The sequence below is a fragment of the Pseudomonas nunensis genome, from assembly GCF_024296925.1.
In the GTDB taxonomy this organism is placed as follows: Bacteria; Pseudomonadota; Gammaproteobacteria; order Pseudomonadales; family Pseudomonadaceae; genus Aquipseudomonas; species Aquipseudomonas nunensis.
Map to the genome: position 1 here is coordinate 6,803,857 of NZ_CP101125.1, position 15,438 is coordinate 6,819,294.

Genomic DNA, 15,438 nt, shown 5'->3' on the forward strand with positions numbered 1-15,438 from the left:
CAGGAGAAATCCCCATGTTGCATATCTTCTGTCCTCACTGCGGCGAGCTGCGCTCCGAAGAGGAATTCCACGCATCCGGCCAGGCGCACATCCCGCGTCCACTGGACCCGACTTCCTGCACCGACGAGGAGTGGGGCGACTACATGTTCTTCCGCGATAACCCTCGCGGTCTGCACCACGAACTGTGGATCCACGCCGCCGGTTGCCGTCAGTACTTCAACGCGACCCGCGACACCGTGACCTACGAGATTCTCGAAACCTACAAGATCGGCACCAAGCCACAATTCACCGACAAGACCGATAGCTCGAAAGCGGCTACGACGGCTCTGGGAGAGAAGGTATGAGCCAGATCAATCGCCTGTCCAACGGCGGACGGATCGACCGCAACAAAGTGCTGAGCTTCACCTTCAACGGCCAGGTCTACAAAGGCTTTGAAGGCGACTCGCTGGCCGCTGCCTTGCTGGCCAACGGTGTCGACATTATCGGTCGCAGCTTCAAGTATTCCCGTCCGCGCGGCATCTTCGCCGCCGGTGCCGAAGAGCCGAACGCGGTGCTGCAGATCGGCGCTACCGAAGCCACGCAAATCCCGAACGTGCGTGCCACGCAACAGGCGCTGTATCAAGGTTTGGTCGCCACCAGCACCAACGGCTGGCCGAGCGTGAACAACGACATGATGGGGATTCTCGGCAAGGTCGGCGGCAAGCTGATGCCGCCGGGTTTCTACTACAAAACCTTCATGTACCCGCAATCGTTCTGGATGACTTACGAGAAGTACATTCGTAAGGCCGCCGGTCTTGGCCGCTCGCCGACCGAGAACGATCCGGACACCTACGACTACATGAACCAGCACTGCGACGTGCTGATCGTCGGCGCCGGCCCTGCTGGCCTGGCCGCTGCATTGGCCGCTGCACGCAGCGGTGCTCGTGTGATCCTGGCCGATGAGCAGGAAGAGTTCGGCGGCAGCCTGCTCGACTCTCGCGAAAGCCTCGACGGCAAACCGGCCACCGAATGGGTTGCCAGCGTCATCGCCGAACTGAAAGACACCCCGGACGTGTTGCTGTTGCCGCGCGCCACAGTCAACGGCTACCACGACCATAACTTCCTGACCATTCACGAGCGCCTGACCGATCACCTCGGCGACCGCGCGCCGATTGGCCAGGTGCGTCAGCGCATCCACCGGGTTCGCGCCAAGCGTGTGGTGCTGGCGACCGGCGCTTGCGAACGTCCACTGGTCTACGGCAACAACGACGTGCCGGGCAACATGCTGGCCGGCGCAGTCTCGACTTACGTGCGCCGTTACGGCGTGGCGCCAGGCAAGAAACTGGTGCTGTCGACCAACAACGACCATGCCTACCGCGTGGCTCTGGATTGGCTCGATGCCAGCCTGCAAGTTGTCGCTATCGCTGACGCCCGCAGCAACCCGCGCGGTGCGCTGGTGGAGGAGGCTCGCGCCAAAGGCATCCGCATCCTGACCGGCAGTGCCGTGATCGAGGCTCGCGGTACCAAGCGCGTAACTGCTGCGCGAATCGCGGCGATTGATGTCAAAGGCCACGCTGTCACCAGCCCTGGCGAGTGGCTGGATTGCGACCTCGTCGCGACGTCCGGCGGTTACAGCCCGGTGGTGCACTTGGCTTCGCACTTGGGCGGCAAACCGACCTGGCGTGAAGACATCCTCGGTTTCGTACCGGGCGAAGCACCGCAGAAGCGCGTGTGCGTCGGTGGCATCAACGGCGTCTATGGCCTCGGCGATTCGTTGGCCGATGGTTTTGAAGGCGGCGCTCGCGCGGCCAGCGAAGCCGGTTTCAGCGTGGTCGAAGGCACCTTGCCGAAAGCCCTGAGCCGTCTCGAAGAGCCGACCCTGGCGCTGTTCCAGGTGCCGCATGAAAAGAACACCGCACGGGCGCCGAAGCAATTCGTCGACCTGCAAAACGACGTCACCGCCGCCGCCATCGAACTGGCGACCCGCGAAGGCTTCGAGTCGGTCGAGCACGTCAAACGCTACACCGCGCTGGGCTTCGGCACCGATCAGGGCAAGCTCGGCAACGTCAACGGTCTGGCGATTGCCGCCCGTTCGCTGAACGTGACCATCCCGCAGATGGGCACCACGATGTTCCGCCCGAACTACACGCCGGTGACCTTCGGCGCCGTGGCCGGCCGTCACTGTGGGCACATCTTCGAACCGGTACGTTTCACCGCGCTGCATCACTGGCACGTGAAAAACGGTGCGGAATTCGAAGACGTCGGTCAGTGGAAACGTCCTTGGTACTTCCCGAAAAACGGTGAAGACCTGCACACCGCGGTAAAACGCGAATGCAAAGCCGTGCGCGACAGCGTCGGCCTGCTGGACGCTTCGACCCTCGGCAAAATCGACATTCAAGGCCCGGATGCCCGGGAGTTCCTGAACCGCATCTACACCAACGCCTGGACCAAGCTCGACGTGGGCAAGGCGCGTTATGGCCTGATGTGCAAAGAAGACGGCATGGTCTTCGACGACGGCGTAACCGCTTGTCTCGCCGACAACCATTTCGTGATGACCACCACCACTGGCGGCGCTGCACGCGTGCTGCAATGGCTGGAAATCTACCAGCAGACCGAATGGCCAGACCTGAAGGTGTACTTCACCTCCGTGACGGATCACTGGGCAACCATGACCCTGTCCGGGCCGAACAGCCGCAAGCTGCTCAGCGAAGTCACCGACATCGATCTGACCAACGAAGCGTTCCCGTTCATGACCTGGAAAGAAGGCCTGGTCGGCGGTGTGCCGGCGCGGGTGTTCCGGATTTCGTTTACCGGTGAGCTGTCGTACGAAGTCAACGTGCAGGCCGACTATGCGATGGGCGTGCTCGAGAAAATCGTCGCGGCTGGCAAACAGTACAACCTGACTCCGTACGGCACCGAAACCATGCACGTACTGCGGGCCGAGAAGGGTTTCATCATCGTTGGCCAGGACACCGACGGCTCGATGACCCCGGACGACTTGAACATGGGCTGGTGTGTCGGTCGCACTAAACCGTTCTCGTGGATCGGCCAGCGCGGGATGAATCGTGAAGACTGCGTGCGTGATCAACGCAAACAGTTGGTCGGCCTGAAGCCGATCGATCCGACCAAATGGCTGCCGGAAGGGGCGCAACTGGTGTTCAACACCAAACAAACCATCCCGATGACCATGGTCGGCCACGTGACTTCGAGCTACGCGCACAACTCCCTCGGCTATTCGTTTGCCATGGGTGTGGTCAAGGGCGGCTTGAAGCGCATGGGTGAGCGGGTGTTCGCACCGCTGGCCGATGGCAGCGTGATCGAGGCGGAGATTGTTTCTTCGGTGTTCTTCGATCCGAAGGGTGATCGCCAGAACATCTGATGACCTCGGTTCCTGTGGTGGGCTGGCTGGCGCTTTCGCGAGCAAGCCCGCTCCCACAGGGTCGCAGGCGTTATGAGAATTTGAGTCAGGCATCAATCAATGTGGGAGCGGGCTTGCTCGCGAAGACGGCAGCCCAGTCACCACAAGGGTTGAGACCAACCGCACAACAGAATTCAGGAACAGGTGCTTTATGACCGCAGCCAATGTGTACCAACAACGCCCAACCACCGGGGCCAAGGCCGAGTCGTCGCTGCATCATGCCGACCTCGCCAGCCTGGTGGGCAAGGGCCGCAAAAACGCCGGCGTGATCGTGCGTGAGAAAAAACTCCTCGGCCACCTGACCATTCGTGGCGACGGCCACGACGCCGCGTTCAGCGCTGGCGTGCACAAGGCCCTCGGCATCGAATTGCCGGGCGCGCTGAGCGTCATCGTCAAAGGCGAAACCAGCCTGCAATGGATGGGGCCGGATGAATGGCTGCTGATCGTGCCGAGCGGTGAAGAGTTCGCCGCCGAGCAGAAACTCCGTGAAGCGCTGGGCGACCTGCACATCCAGATCGTCAACGTCAGCGGCGGCCAGCAGATCCTCGAGCTGAGCGGCCCGAACGTGCGCCAGGTGCTGATGAAATCCACCAGCTACGACGTGCATCCCAACAGCTTCCCGGTGGGTAAAGCGGTCGGCACGGTGTTCGCCAAGTCGCAACTGGTGATCCGCCATACCGCCGAAGACACCTGGGAACTGCTGATCCGCCGCAGCTTCTCGGATTACTGGTGGTTGTGGTTGCAGGATGCGGCGGCTGAGTACGGGCTTAGCGTCCAGGCTTGAGATTGCCTTCGCGGGCAAGCCTCGCTCCTACAGAACCGTGTCGTGTGAATTTCTCGCGAACGACACAAAACTGTAGGAGCGAGGCTTGCCCGCGAACAACCGCGAAGCGGTTGCCCATAACAACAGGAGTCACCGCACTATGAGCCGCGCCCCAGACACATGGATTCTGACCGCCGATTGCCCAAGCGTCCTCGGCACCGTGGATGCGGTGACCCGCTTTCTGTTCGAGCAGGGCTGCTACGTCACCGAGCACCATTCCTTCGATGACCGGCTCTCGGGTCGTTTCTTCATTCGCGTGGAGTTCCGCCAGCCTGACGGCTTCGACGAACAGGCCTTCCGCGCCGGGCTCGAAGAACGCGGCGCGCATTTCGGGATGATCTTCGAACTGACCGCACCGAATTACCGGCCAAAAGTGGTGATCATGGTCTCCAAGGCCGATCACTGTCTCAACGATTTGCTCTACCGCCAGCGCATCGGCCAGTTGTCGATGGACGTCGCCGCCGTGGTCTCCAACCACCCGGACCTCAAGCCCTTGGCGGACTGGCACCAGATTCCGTACTACCACTTCCCCCTGGACCCGAACGACAAACCGTCGCAAGAGCGCCAGGTGTTGCAGGTGATCGAAGAGTCCGGCGCCGAACTGGTGATCCTTGCCCGTTACATGCAAGTCCTGTCGCCGGAGCTGTGCCGCAAACTCGACGGCAAGGCGATCAATATCCATCACTCCCTGCTGCCGGGTTTCAAGGGCGCCAAGCCGTATCACCAGGCCTACAACAAGGGCGTGAAACTGGTCGGCGCCACGGCGCACTACATCAACAACGACCTGGACGAAGGCCCGATCATCGCCCAGGGCGTGGAGGTGGTGGACCACAGTCACTACCCGGAAGATCTGATCGCCAAGGGGCGGGATATTGAAGGGCTGACGTTGGCGCGGGCGGTTGGTTATCACATTGAGCGCAGGGTTTTCCTCAACGCCAACAGAACCGTCGTTCTTTAGATTGCTATCGCGAGCAAGCTCGCTCCCACAGGGATTTGTGTCTGCCCACAGATCTCGGTCACACCAACGGTCAACTGTGGGAGCGAGCTTGCTCGCGATGGCGGCATGACAAACAACACAAGACACACAGGCAATAACCCGAGCAATCAACGCGCCGCCGCTGTCTGGCGACGCGACCGCTACATAAAAACAACAGCGAGGTGAAAGCATGTCTGGCAATCGTGGTGTGGTGTATCTCGGCGCTGGCAAGGTCGAAGTACAGAAAATCGACTATCCGAAAATGCAGGACCCGCGTGGCAGGAAGATCAATCACGCTGTGATCCTGCGCGTGGTGTCTACCAACATCTGTGGTTCCGATCAGCACATGGTGCGCGGTCGTACCACCGCTCAAACCGGCCTGGTCCTGGGCCATGAAATTACCGGTGAAGTGATCGAGAAGGGCAGCGACGTCGAGAACCTGCAAATCGGCGACCTGGTCTCTGTTCCGTTCAACGTGGCTTGCGGGCGCTGCCGTTCCTGCAAGGAAATGCACACTGGCGTCTGCCTGAGCGTTAACCCGGCTCGTCCTGGTGGCGCTTACGGTTACGTCGACATGGGCGACTGGACCGGCGGCCAGGCTGAATACGCGTTGGTGCCTTATGCGGATTTCAACCTGCTGAAACTGCCGGACCGTGATCGCGCGATGGAAAAAATCCGCGACCTGACCTGCCTCTCCGACATCCTGCCAACCGGCTACCACGGCGCAGTGACGGCCGGCGTTGGCCCGGGCAGCACCGTGTACATCGCGGGCGCGGGTCCGGTCGGTCTGGCCGCTGCTGCATCCGCTCGCCTGCTGGGCGCGGCGGTGGTGATCATCGGTGACGTCAACCCAATTCGCCTGGCGCACGCCAAGGCTCAGGGTTTCGAAATCGCTGACCTGTCCCTCGACACCCCGCTGCATGAACAAATCGCCGCGCTGCTGGGCGAGCCAGAAGTGGATTGCGCCGTCGACGCCGTAGGTTTCGAAGCGCGCGGTCACGGGCATGACGGGGTGAAACACGAAGCGCCAGCCACCGTGCTCAACTCCCTGATGGGCGTGGTTCGCGTGGCGGGCAAAATCGGGATTCCGGGCCTGTACGTGACGGAAGATCCGGGTGCGGTGGACGCTGCCGCGAAAATGGGCAGCCTGAGCATTCGCTTCGGTCTGGGCTGGGCCAAATCCCACAGCTTCCACACCGGCCAGACGCCGGTGATGAAGTACAACCGCCAGCTGATGCAGGCGATCATGTGGGACCGCATCCACATCGCCGACATCGTCGGTGTGGAAGTCATCAGCCTGGATGACGCACCACGTGGCTACGGCGAGTTCGATGCCGGCGTACCGAAGAAGTTTGTGATCGATCCGCACAAGTTGTTCAGCGCGGCGTAAGGCTTCACGCAATGCAAAACGGCGACCTTCGGGTCGCCGTTTTTGTTGGAGAGAACACAACCCCTGTGGCGAGGGGGTTTACCCCCGTTGGGGCGCGAAGCGGCCCTAAAACCATCCACAGAGATGAATCAGTTCTAACGCGGTGATCGGTTGACGACTGCTGCGCAGCCGAGCGGGAGCAAGCTCCCTCGCCACAAAAAGCTCATCAGCGCGTTCAAAGCGCCACCAACGCCCCTTGATACAGCACCGGGCCCGTCGGTTGCCCGGTCGGCGAGCCGCCCTTCGACTCCAGACTCACCGCCAACGCAATCGGCTTGCCGATCAACGCCTGCTGCGCCTCGTTCAGCTCAACCTTGCCCTTGCCGCCGCGCGGAATCACGCCGAGGGAAATCGGTTTGCCATCCGCCGGTATCGCCCACAACTCCAGGCTTTGCTCCGGTGTGACGGCGGCCAATGTCAGCGGTTCAACGTTCAGGTAATTCTCATGCGCCTCAACTTTCAGCGCCGGCTGTGCATCGGCGCTCATCAGGGTGGCGCTGTAGCGCGCATCGTCGCGGTTGTAGAGCGTGCTCAGGAACACGACCACCACCAACGAGCACAACGCAACCGTCACCCGTATCCAGTTCCAGAACGAACGCTTCTCGGGCACATGCAGATGCTGCGGTTCGATCCGCGCAGTGATCGCTTCCCACACACGCTCCGGCACCGGCTGTTCGGGCAACGCTTCGGTCAGGCTGACGAGGCTGTCCTGCCAATGCGCCAATTCTGCGCGTAACGACGCGTCTTCCAGCAACAACTGTTCAAAACGTCGACGAGCCGCCGCGGGCATCAAGCCAATCGCATAATCAGCAGCAAGGGCGCGGCGCAGGGTCGGGGTCTGGTAGTTCATGATTCAAGGCACCTGCGCAGGCGCTCCATGCCACGGCGAATCCAGGATTTGACCGAGCCCAGCGGCGCGGCCAGGTGTTCGGCCAGTTCAGAGCAGGACAGCCCTTGAAAATAGGCGACGGTGATCGATTGACGCTGCATGCCGTCGAGGCTTTCCAGGCAGCGGTTCAAGGCGCTGGCTTCGCGGGTACGGTTCAGCAACTCGTGGGCCGATGGGCTTTCATCCACCAGCGCCAGTTCCTCCAGATCGGTCAACGGCCGGTCGCGGTGTTTGCGCAACTGGTCGATGGCCTGGTTGCGGGTGATGTTGATCATCCAGGTCAGCGGCGCCGAGAGATGCGATTCATAGCGCGAGGCGTTGTTCCAGATACGCACGAAGCTCTCCTGCAGCACCTCTTCGGCCAAGTCATGGCGGCCCATGAAACGCAGGGCGACGCCGTACAAGCGCGGGCCGACGCTGCGATAAAGCGTCTCGAACGCGCGACGGTTCCCTAGTGAGCACTGGGCGAGAAGCTGTCGGAGCTGATCGGTGTCGGCGATGGCAATAACGGTTCTCCAGGCAATCAAAGGAGCGGCGGTGAGCTGCGAAGAGGTTAGTTCACTGCGCGCGGTTGTTCCTGTCCGTGTTTGATATACGTGCGTGGGGCTAGACTGGATGCAGCACGCAGGCATTCTTTTTTGATTGTGGCGAGGGGGCTTGCCCCCGTTGGGTCGCGAAGAGGCCCCGCTTTTTCGCAGACCGTATGAACAGACTGACGACTGCTTCGCAGCCGAACGGGGGCGAGCCCCCTCGCCACAAAGCCCGCTCCCACAGGGGAGGATTGGGAACAATCCTCCGGGATGTCAGTCGAACGCACAGTTTTTCGCCGCCCATCGGTGGGTGGTTTATGCCTAAAGAGGTTGTCTCGATGAAGATTTCACGCGGTTTTGTACTGGCTTCGCTTATGACTTTGGCGGCCAGCCCGGTCTTCGCCGGGTTCAGCCTGGACGATGTGACCAAAGCGGCTTCGAGCATGCAGGGCGGTAACGCCGCGACTGCCGCCGCCCCGACGCAGGAAACCGCCGGTCTGCTCGGCGCGCTGACGTCGCAGTTGAATGTAAAACCCGAGCAGGCCGTTGGTGGCACTGCGGCGATGCTGGGATTGGCGAAGAATCAACTGAGCTCCACCGACTACTCGCAACTGGCCAAAAGCGTGCCGGGGCTGGACAAACTCTCGGGTGGCGGTCAACTGGGTGCCCTGAGCGGGTTGCTCGGCTCGTCCGGTAAATCCGCTGGCCTGGAAAATGCCTTGGGCAACGTGAAGAACACCAATGACCTGAACACTGCGTTCAGCGCGTTGGGCATGGACAGCGGGATGGTCGGCCAATTCGCCCCGGTGATCCTCCAATACCTCGGTGGCCAAGGCGTTGGCGGCCCGCTGCTGGAAAGCCTGGGCGGGATCTGGGGCGCCGGTTCCGGTAGCTGATTCAGCGGCGCTCGGCGCGCAACGCGTCGATGCGCCGATCCTTCTCGATCCAGAGCTGGTTGACCCAGTTCTGGACCGTTTCGCGAAACACCGGATCGTTTTCGTAATCCCCCTGCCACAACGCCGGGTCCAGTTCGCGGGTCTGGATGTCGATGATCACCTTCAGCACGTTGCCGCTGATCAGATCCCAGAATCCCGGAATCTTTTGCTGCGGATACACCACCGTCACATCGAGAATGGCGTCGAGCTGTTCGCCCATCGCCGCCAGTACAAACGCCACGCCGCCAGCCTTGGGCTTGAGCAGGTGGGTGAACGGTGACTGCTGCTGAGCGCTTTTTGCCGCCGTGAAACGAGTGCCTTCCAGGTAATTCACCACCGTCACCGGCTGACGCTTGAACAACTCGCAGGCCGCTTTGGTGATCTCCAGATCCTTGCCGGCCAACTCGGGATGCTTCGCCAGGAACGCCTTGGTGTAGCGCTTCATGAACGGGTAATCCAGCGCCCACCAGGCGAGGCCGAGGAACGGCACCCAGATCAATTCTTTCTTGAGGAAGAATTTGAAGAACGGCGTGCGCCGGTTCAGGGTCTGGATCAGCGCCGGGATATCGACCCAGGATTGGTGGTTGCTGATCACCAGATACGAGGTGTCGCCGCGCAGGTCCGCGCCGCCGCGAATGTCCCATTGGGTGGGGATGCACAGGCGAAAGATCAGTTTGTCGATTTCGGCCCAGGTCTCGGCAATCCACATCACCGACCACGAGGCATAGTCGCGAAAGCGTCCGGGCAGGATCAGTTTGAGCAAGGCGAACACCATCAGCGGCCCGAACAGGACCAGGGTGTTGAGCAACAGCAGCAGGGTAACGAAACAGCCGGTGAGCAGGCGGCGCATAAGTAACTCTTGGAAGCGTTTGGGCGCGCCATGATAAGCAGCTTCGGGCGACAGGCCAAATCGGCGGTGACGAATGTTTCACCTTTAAACGGTTATGCTCCCTGCCTGATGGAGATCCCTGTGGCGAGGGAGCTTGCTCCCGCTGGGCTGCGAAGCGGCCCCAAATATTTTATGAGCGCTGCGCACTCGAGCGGGAGCAAGCTCCCTCGCCACAAAGGTTTGCGTTGGTCCAACTATCGTTGTGTTTTGCGGTCTAGAATTTGGCCTCTGCGCCCCTATTTCCCAAGGAAGCCCATTACGTGAAATCCCTCCTTGCACTGCTGACCCTCGTGGCCCTGCCGGTCATGGCCGCCGAGCCGACCCTGTACGGGCGCTACGAATACATCGCGCTGCCAGAAATCGGTGGTGAAGTCCTCAAGGCGAAAATGGACACCGGCGCCCTGACCGCGTCGCTGTCGGCCAAGGACATTGAAATGTTCACCCGTGACGGCGACGACTGGGTGCGTTTCCGCCTCGGCACCAAGGACGCGAGCAACAAGGTCTACGAGCACAAAATCTCGCGGATCAGCAAGATCAAGACCCGCTCCGAAGAGGACGAGGACGACAAGGACGAGGCCGCCCCCACCAAGCGTCCAGTCGTCGATCTGGAGCTGTGCCTGGGCAACGTCAAGCGCACGGTCGAGGTCAACCTCACTGACCGCAGCAGCTTCAACTATCCGCTGCTGATCGGCGCCAAGGCCTTGCGCGAATTCGGTGCGGCGGTGAACCCGGCACGCCGCTTTACCGCGGACAAACCCGACTGCTGATTGACGGGATGAGAGGCTTGGGCCACCGTTGCGCAACTTAACTGCCGTGCTCGGACACCATGCCTCATATCCTGATAGTCGAAGACGAAGCGGCCATTGCCGACACGTTGATTTTTGCCTTGCAGGGCGAAGGCTTCACCACCACTTGGGTGAGCCTCGGCGCGGCTGCGCTTGAGCATCAGCGCCAGACCCCGGCCGACCTGATCATTCTTGACATCGGCCTGCCGGACATCAGCGGCTTCGAGACCTGCAAGCAATTGCGTCGTTTCAGCGAGGTGCCGGTGATTTTTCTCAGCGCCCGTGATGGTGAAATCGACCGCGTTGTAGGCCTGGAAATCGGCGCCGACGACTACGTGGTCAAGCCGTTCAGCCCACGGGAAGTGGCGGCGCGGGTCCGGGCGATCCTCAAACGCATGGCGCCCCGCGCGGCACCTGAGGCGGCATCGACGCTGTTTCGCATCGACAGCGAACGGGTTCAGATCACCTATCGCGGCCAAACCCTGAGCCTGACCCGCCACGAATTCCGCCTGCTGCAATGCCTGCTCGAACAACCCGAACGGGTGTTCAGCCGCGAGCAACTGCTCGATGCCCTGGGCGTGGCCGCCGACGCCGGTTATGAACGCAGCATCGACAGCCACATCAAGAGCGTGCGCGCCAAACTGCGGTTGGTGCAGGCCGACGCCGAACCGATCCAGACCCATCGCGGCCTCGGCTACAGCTACAGCCCGGGGCATAGCTGATGGCGTTGGGCATCCGCATCTTCCTGGTCTACGTGCTGTTTATCGGCCTGACCGGTTACTTCGTGCTCAACACCGTGATGCAGGAAATCCGTCCCGGTGTGCGCCAGTCCACCGAAGAAACCCTGGTGGACACCGCCAACCTGATGGCGGAAATCCTGCGCGACGACTTCAAGGCCGGCACCCTCAACCAGAATCACTGGCCACAACTGCTCAAGGCGTACGGCGAGCGGCAACCGAAGGCGAGTATCTGGGGCTTGCCGAAGAATCAGGTCAGCCACCGCATCTACGTTACCGACGCCAAAGGCATCGTGGTGCTGGACTCCAGCGGCGTGGCGGTGGGCCAGGATTATTCGCGCTGGAACGATGTCTACCTGACCCTGCGTGGCGAGTACGGCGCGCGTTCGAGCCGCAGTGATCCCAACGATGCGAGCTCCTCGGTGATGCACGTCGGCGCGCCGATTCGCGACAACGGCCAGATCATCGGCGTGGTCACCGTGGCCAAACCCAACAGCTCCTTGCAGCCCTACGTCGATCGCACGGAACGCCGATTATTCGCTTACGGCGCCGGGTTGATCGGCCTCGGCCTGTTGTTCGGCGCGCTGCTGTCGTGGTGGCTGAGCGCGGCGCTGCGACGGTTGACCGCTTATGCCCAAGCCGTCAGCGAAGGCCGCCGGGTCGAAGTGCCGCATTATCGTGGCGGCGAGCTGGAACAACTGGCGACGGCGGTGGAGCAGATGCGCACGCAACTGGAAGGCAAGGCCTACGTCGAGCGCTACGTGCACACCCTGACCCATGAATTGAAAAGCCCGTTGGCGGCGATTCGCGGCGCGGCGGAACTGCTGCAAGGCGAGATGCCGCTGGCCCAGCAGCAGCGTTTCGTCAGCAACATCGACAGCGAAAGTGCGCGGATGCAGCAGTTGATCGAACGGCTTCTGAATTTGGCGCAGGTCGAACAGCGCCAAGGTCTGGAAGAGCGGGTTGAAGTGCCGTTGGCTGCTTTGGTGAACGAATTACTGGACGCTCAGGCAGCGCGAATCGAAGGCAAGCAGTTGCGGGTCGAGCAGACGATTGCGGCGGATCTGGCCTTGGTCGGCGAGCCGTTTTTGTTGCGTCAGGCGTTGGGCAATCTGCTGGAAAATGCCTTGGACTTCACGCCTGCCCAAGGTGTTTTGCGATTTAGCGCGGAGCGGGTTGGCGAGTGGATTGAGTTCAGCTTGTTCAACCAGGCGGAGGCGATTCCCGACTATGCGCTGCCGCGGTTGAGCGAGCGGTTCTACTCGCTGCCGAGGCCGGACAGTGGGCGTAAAAGTACGGGGTTGGGGCTTAACTTCGTTGAAGAGGTGGTTAAGTTGCATGGCGGCCAACTGTGGGTCGCCAATGTGCAAGGTGGCGTTGAGGCGCGGGTCAGGTTGTCCTAAGGTACTTGGGAGACCTGCGGTGCGGGCACCGATTTGCGAGGCGTGTTTCGATGCGCCAAAGCAAGCGCTGGCTGCTCGATGATCAACCATGAAAGTGTTGCCAGGCCAACGACGATGAGCGCCGAAACAGCCATCGAGGGAAAAAAGCCCAGTTGCGTTTTATTGATGATCAATTGCTGGACGGGAAAGGCGTACAGGTAGATGCCATAGGAGATGTCGAAGCGTCCCCTGATGGTTTTATCAACGTACAACAAACCCAGGCTGATGGTCGCCAGGCTGATCCCCAGCGTTGCCAGAACCCAGGCCGCCGAAGTACCCAGAGAAACAAACACTATAAGACTGGCAACTGCCAGGACGATGAACTTTGTCCGCGCCCTATCGAAGTGCTGTTTATAGAAAGCGATCAACGATCCGGAGAAAAACGCGATGCCGGCGGCGCAATACACCAGAAGCTTCTGCGCCAGTGCATTCATGGGGAAGTTGCCCAGAACATAGGTCGCGATGCAAAACAGCAGTAGCAGTGCCCAAGGCATCAAGGCGCTGCGATAAAGGGTCAAGACCAGCGCCAGCAGAATATAAAAAGCAAATTCAATCTTTAGCGTCCAGAGGCTTCCGTTGAAGGATTCGCTAAATATGAAGTCGTGGGTCACTTCATCAATAGTTGCCCGCCCGAACACTGAAATTCGCAGAAAGTCGATGAAGGCGCTCGTCCCCGAAACATAGTCGCTGGCAAAAAAAGCCCCGGCCACATAAGTCATAACGAATGAGCAAATGATGAGTGCGGGAAAGATCCGTGCAACGCGCTTCAGCAAGTAATTTTGAAGGCTGGCGGTATTCAGATAACTGAGCGTAATCAACAACCCGGAAATCGAAAAAAAACAAAGAACCGCTATACCACCCAGCGAGTTGTAACCTTGGATGGCGGGCTCGCTCATACCTGCCAGCACATAGTGATGGCTGACCAGGACCATAAGCGCGGCGAGGTGCCTGATCAGATCAAACGAATTGTTACGCAATGCAGCACTCCTTGCCTGACCTGGTTGGAGCAATCCAACGGCCATAATCCTTGGTTGTAAGTGTCTGAAAATGATCTCCCCGGGAGATCAAATAATCGGAGTCAGCCTTGAAGCCGCGCAGTGTGCCAAGGCGCAAACGACTTTTACAGGCATTTCCACGCAATCTCCACACAGCCTCCACAAAACCCCCACACACCAAACCCAGACTCTCCCTCATTCGAACAGGGAGAGACCCACATGAACCGCAACCTGACCATCAAACTCGGGGCGATTGCCCTGCTGATTCTGTTATTGCTGATCCCGTTGCTGATGATCAACGGCGTAATCCAGGACCGTCAGCAACTGCGCGATGGCGTGCTTGAAGACATCGCCCGCAGTTCCAGTTACAGCCAGCAATTGAGCGGGCCGCTGATGGTGGTGCCGTACCGCAAAGTGGTGCGCAGCTGGAAGCTCAACGAAAAAACCAACGAGCGTTATCAGGATGTCGGTGAAGAGCGGGGGCGTTTGTACTTCCTGCCGGAACGCTTTGAACTGGATGGCAACGTCCAGACCGAACTGCGTTCCCGGGGCATTTATGAAGCGCGGCTGTTCCATGCCGACAATCGCATCAGCGGGCATTTCTCGATCCCTGAACAACTGGGCATCAAGGAAGACTTCGCCGACTATCAGTTCGACCAGCCATTCCTGGCCGTCGGCATCAGCGATATTCGCGGCATCGAGAACGCACTGAAACTGGAACTCGATGGCCAGCGCCTGGACTTCGTTCCGGGTAGCCAGGTCGGGTTTTTGGGCGAAGGCGTGCATGTGATGTTGCCGGCGCTGGATGCAAAAAAAGCCACGGAATTGGCCTTCGGTTTCGACCTTCGTTTGCAGGGCACCGGTCAGTTGCAAGTGCTGCCAGTGGGCAAGACCAGCAAGGTGTCGTTCGCTGCCAATTGGCCGCACCCAAGCTTCATCGGCAACTACCTGCCGACCCAGCGTGAAGTCAGCGATCAGGGCTTCTCCGCCAATTGGCAGACCTCGTTTTTCTCCACCAACCTGCAAGAAGCGTTGAGCAGTTGCGCGGCCGGCGCCGGTTGCGAAGCGTTCAACGCCCGCAGCTTCGGCGTGAGCTTCATCGACCCGGTGGACCAGTACCTGAAAAGTGATCGGGCGATCAAATACGCGCTGCTGTTTATCGTGCTGACGTTCGCCGGTTTCTTCCTCTTCGAAGTGCTGAAAAGCTTGGCAGTGCACCCGGTGCAATACGCACTGGTTGGCGTGGCCCTGGCGTTCTTCTACTTGTTGCTGCTGTCGTTGTCCGAGCACATTGGCTTTGCCTTGGCGTACCTGTTGTCGGCGAGCGGTTGTGTGTTGCTGATCGGCTTCTATGTCTGCCACGTGCTGCGCAGCGTGCGCCATGGCTTGAGTTTTTCGGCGGGGTTGGCGGCGTTGTACGGTCTGCTTTATGGCTTGCTGAGCGCCGAGGATTACGCGCTGTTGATGGGCTCGCTGTTGCTGTTCGGGCTGCTGGGTGTGTTCATGGTGCTGACCCGCAAACTGGACTGGTACGGGATCGGGGCGAAGACGGCCAAGCCATTGGAGTTTGATATGGGAGCGGTGGAATGAGCCGGTCGCTGGGGTTGCGCG

At 60.4% G+C, this 15,438-nt stretch carries 14 protein-coding genes; 10 read left to right on the plus strand and 4 right to left on the minus strand.

Annotation, left to right across the window (positions count from 1 at the left end; genetic code table 11):
- Window positions 1-14 precede the first annotated feature (14 nt).
- The 5 genes from NK667_RS30050 to fdhA all read left to right on the plus strand — a co-directional run bounded on the left by NK667_RS30050 (window position 15) and on the right by fdhA (window position 6,586).
- The gene (locus tag NK667_RS30050) at window positions 15-344 is read left to right on the plus strand and encodes a sarcosine oxidase subunit delta (protein ID WP_054044205.1); all 330 of its coding nucleotides are present in this window, start codon (window positions 15-17) and stop codon (window positions 342-344) included.
- Entirely contained in the window at window positions 341-3,358 is a 3,018-nt protein-coding gene (locus tag NK667_RS30055) for a sarcosine oxidase subunit alpha (protein WP_054044204.1), read from the plus strand. Before NK667_RS30050 ends, NK667_RS30055 begins: the two co-directional genes overlap by 4 nt.
- A gap of 190 nt (window positions 3,359-3,548) precedes the next feature.
- Window positions 3,549-4,181, plus strand: coding sequence for a sarcosine oxidase subunit gamma (locus NK667_RS30060; RefSeq protein WP_054044203.1), 633 nt, complete (start codon window positions 3,549-3,551; stop codon window positions 4,179-4,181).
- Window positions 4,182-4,320: 139 nt separating this feature from the next.
- Complete coding sequence (gene purU, locus NK667_RS30065; protein ID WP_054044202.1) at window positions 4,321-5,178, plus strand: formyltetrahydrofolate deformylase; 858 nt, start codon at window positions 4,321-4,323, stop codon at window positions 5,176-5,178.
- Between the two features lie 208 nt (window positions 5,179-5,386).
- The gene (gene fdhA / locus NK667_RS30070; protein WP_054044201.1) at window positions 5,387-6,586 is read left to right on the plus strand and encodes a formaldehyde dehydrogenase, glutathione-independent; all 1,200 of its coding nucleotides are present in this window, start codon (window positions 5,387-5,389) and stop codon (window positions 6,584-6,586) included.
- Between the two features lie 214 nt (window positions 6,587-6,800).
- Here the strand turns inward: fdhA and NK667_RS30075 are convergent, their stop codons facing one another.
- Both NK667_RS30075 and NK667_RS30080 read right to left on the minus strand, forming a co-directional pair.
- Window positions 6,801-7,475 (minus strand): anti-sigma factor, encoded by a 675-nt coding sequence (locus NK667_RS30075; RefSeq protein WP_054616863.1) that lies wholly within the window; start codon window positions 7,473-7,475, stop codon window positions 6,801-6,803.
- A complete protein-coding gene (locus NK667_RS30080) occupies window positions 7,472-8,146 on the minus strand; it encodes a sigma-70 family RNA polymerase sigma factor (protein ID WP_054616862.1) in 675 nt (224 codons plus the stop codon). The genes NK667_RS30075 and NK667_RS30080 overlap by 4 nt, the downstream gene beginning before the upstream one ends.
- 236 nt (window positions 8,147-8,382) lie before the next feature.
- Here NK667_RS30080 and NK667_RS30085 point away from each other — a divergent pair, with 236 nt between their 5' ends.
- The gene (locus NK667_RS30085) at window positions 8,383-8,940 is read left to right on the plus strand and encodes a DUF2780 domain-containing protein (RefSeq protein ID WP_054044199.1); all 558 of its coding nucleotides are present in this window, start codon (window positions 8,383-8,385) and stop codon (window positions 8,938-8,940) included.
- 1 nt (window position 8,941) lies between these two features.
- Here the strand turns inward: NK667_RS30085 and NK667_RS30090 are convergent, their stop codons facing one another.
- Window positions 8,942-9,829, minus strand: coding sequence for an acyltransferase (locus tag NK667_RS30090; RefSeq protein WP_054616861.1), 888 nt, complete (start codon window positions 9,827-9,829; stop codon window positions 8,942-8,944).
- A 299-nt stretch (window positions 9,830-10,128) separates the two neighbouring features.
- Between NK667_RS30090 and rloA2 the strand changes: the two genes are divergently transcribed.
- The 3 genes from rloA2 to creC are packed head-to-tail and all read left to right on the plus strand — an operon-like array spanning window position 10,129 to window position 12,793.
- Entirely contained in the window at window positions 10,129-10,635 is a 507-nt protein-coding gene (gene rloA2, locus NK667_RS30095; RefSeq protein WP_054044197.1) for a retropepsin-like aspartic peptidase RloA2, read from the plus strand.
- Between the two features lie 59 nt (window positions 10,636-10,694).
- Window positions 10,695-11,375, plus strand: coding sequence for a two-component system response regulator CreB (gene creB, locus NK667_RS30100; RefSeq protein WP_054616860.1), 681 nt, complete (start codon window positions 10,695-10,697; stop codon window positions 11,373-11,375).
- Complete coding sequence (gene creC, locus NK667_RS30105; RefSeq protein WP_054616859.1) at window positions 11,375-12,793, plus strand: two-component system sensor histidine kinase CreC; 1,419 nt, start codon at window positions 11,375-11,377, stop codon at window positions 12,791-12,793. Before creB ends, creC begins: the two co-directional genes overlap by 1 nt.
- Here creC and NK667_RS30110 read toward each other — a convergent pair.
- The gene (locus NK667_RS30110) at window positions 12,790-13,809 is read right to left on the minus strand and encodes an acyltransferase family protein (RefSeq protein WP_054616858.1); all 1,020 of its coding nucleotides are present in this window, start codon (window positions 13,807-13,809) and stop codon (window positions 12,790-12,792) included. The genes creC and NK667_RS30110 overlap by 4 nt on opposite strands.
- Window positions 13,810-14,046: 237 nt before the next feature.
- Here NK667_RS30110 and creD point away from each other — a divergent pair, with 237 nt between their 5' ends.
- Window positions 14,047-15,417: a cell envelope integrity protein CreD gene (gene creD, locus NK667_RS30115; RefSeq protein ID WP_054616857.1), complete on the plus strand. Its 1,371-nt coding sequence runs from the start codon at window positions 14,047-14,049 to the stop codon at window positions 15,415-15,417.
- The last annotated feature ends 21 nt before the right edge of the window (window positions 15,418-15,438 follow it).

Bases quoted from the DNA above. Each gene is read 5' to 3' on its own strand.
- NK667_RS30075 (WP_054616863.1), bottom strand. From the start codon at position 7,475: ATGAACTACCAGACCCCGACCCTGCGCCGCGCCCTTGCTGCTGATTAT.
- creC (WP_054616859.1), top strand. From the start codon at position 11,375: ATGGCGTTGGGCATCCGCATCTTCCTGGTCTACGTGCTGTTTATCGGC.
- creB (WP_054616860.1), top strand. From the start codon at position 10,695: ATGCCTCATATCCTGATAGTCGAAGACGAAGCGGCCATTGCCGACACG.
- NK667_RS30080 (WP_054616862.1), bottom strand. From the start codon at position 8,146: ATGCCTGCGTGCTGCATCCAGTCTAGCCCCACGCACGTATATCAAACA.
- NK667_RS30060 (WP_054044203.1), top strand. From the start codon at position 3,549: ATGACCGCAGCCAATGTGTACCAACAACGCCCAACCACCGGGGCCAAG.
- purU (WP_054044202.1), top strand. From the start codon at position 4,321: ATGAGCCGCGCCCCAGACACATGGATTCTGACCGCCGATTGCCCAAGC.
- NK667_RS30055 (WP_054044204.1), top strand. From the start codon at position 341: ATGAGCCAGATCAATCGCCTGTCCAACGGCGGACGGATCGACCGCAAC.
- NK667_RS30050 (WP_054044205.1), top strand. From the start codon at position 15: ATGTTGCATATCTTCTGTCCTCACTGCGGCGAGCTGCGCTCCGAAGAG.
- NK667_RS30090 (WP_054616861.1), bottom strand. From the start codon at position 9,829: ATGCGCCGCCTGCTCACCGGCTGTTTCGTTACCCTGCTGCTGTTGCTC.
- creD (WP_054616857.1), top strand. From the start codon at position 14,047: ATGAACCGCAACCTGACCATCAAACTCGGGGCGATTGCCCTGCTGATT.
- fdhA (WP_054044201.1), top strand. From the start codon at position 5,387: ATGTCTGGCAATCGTGGTGTGGTGTATCTCGGCGCTGGCAAGGTCGAA.
- NK667_RS30085 (WP_054044199.1), top strand. From the start codon at position 8,383: ATGAAGATTTCACGCGGTTTTGTACTGGCTTCGCTTATGACTTTGGCG.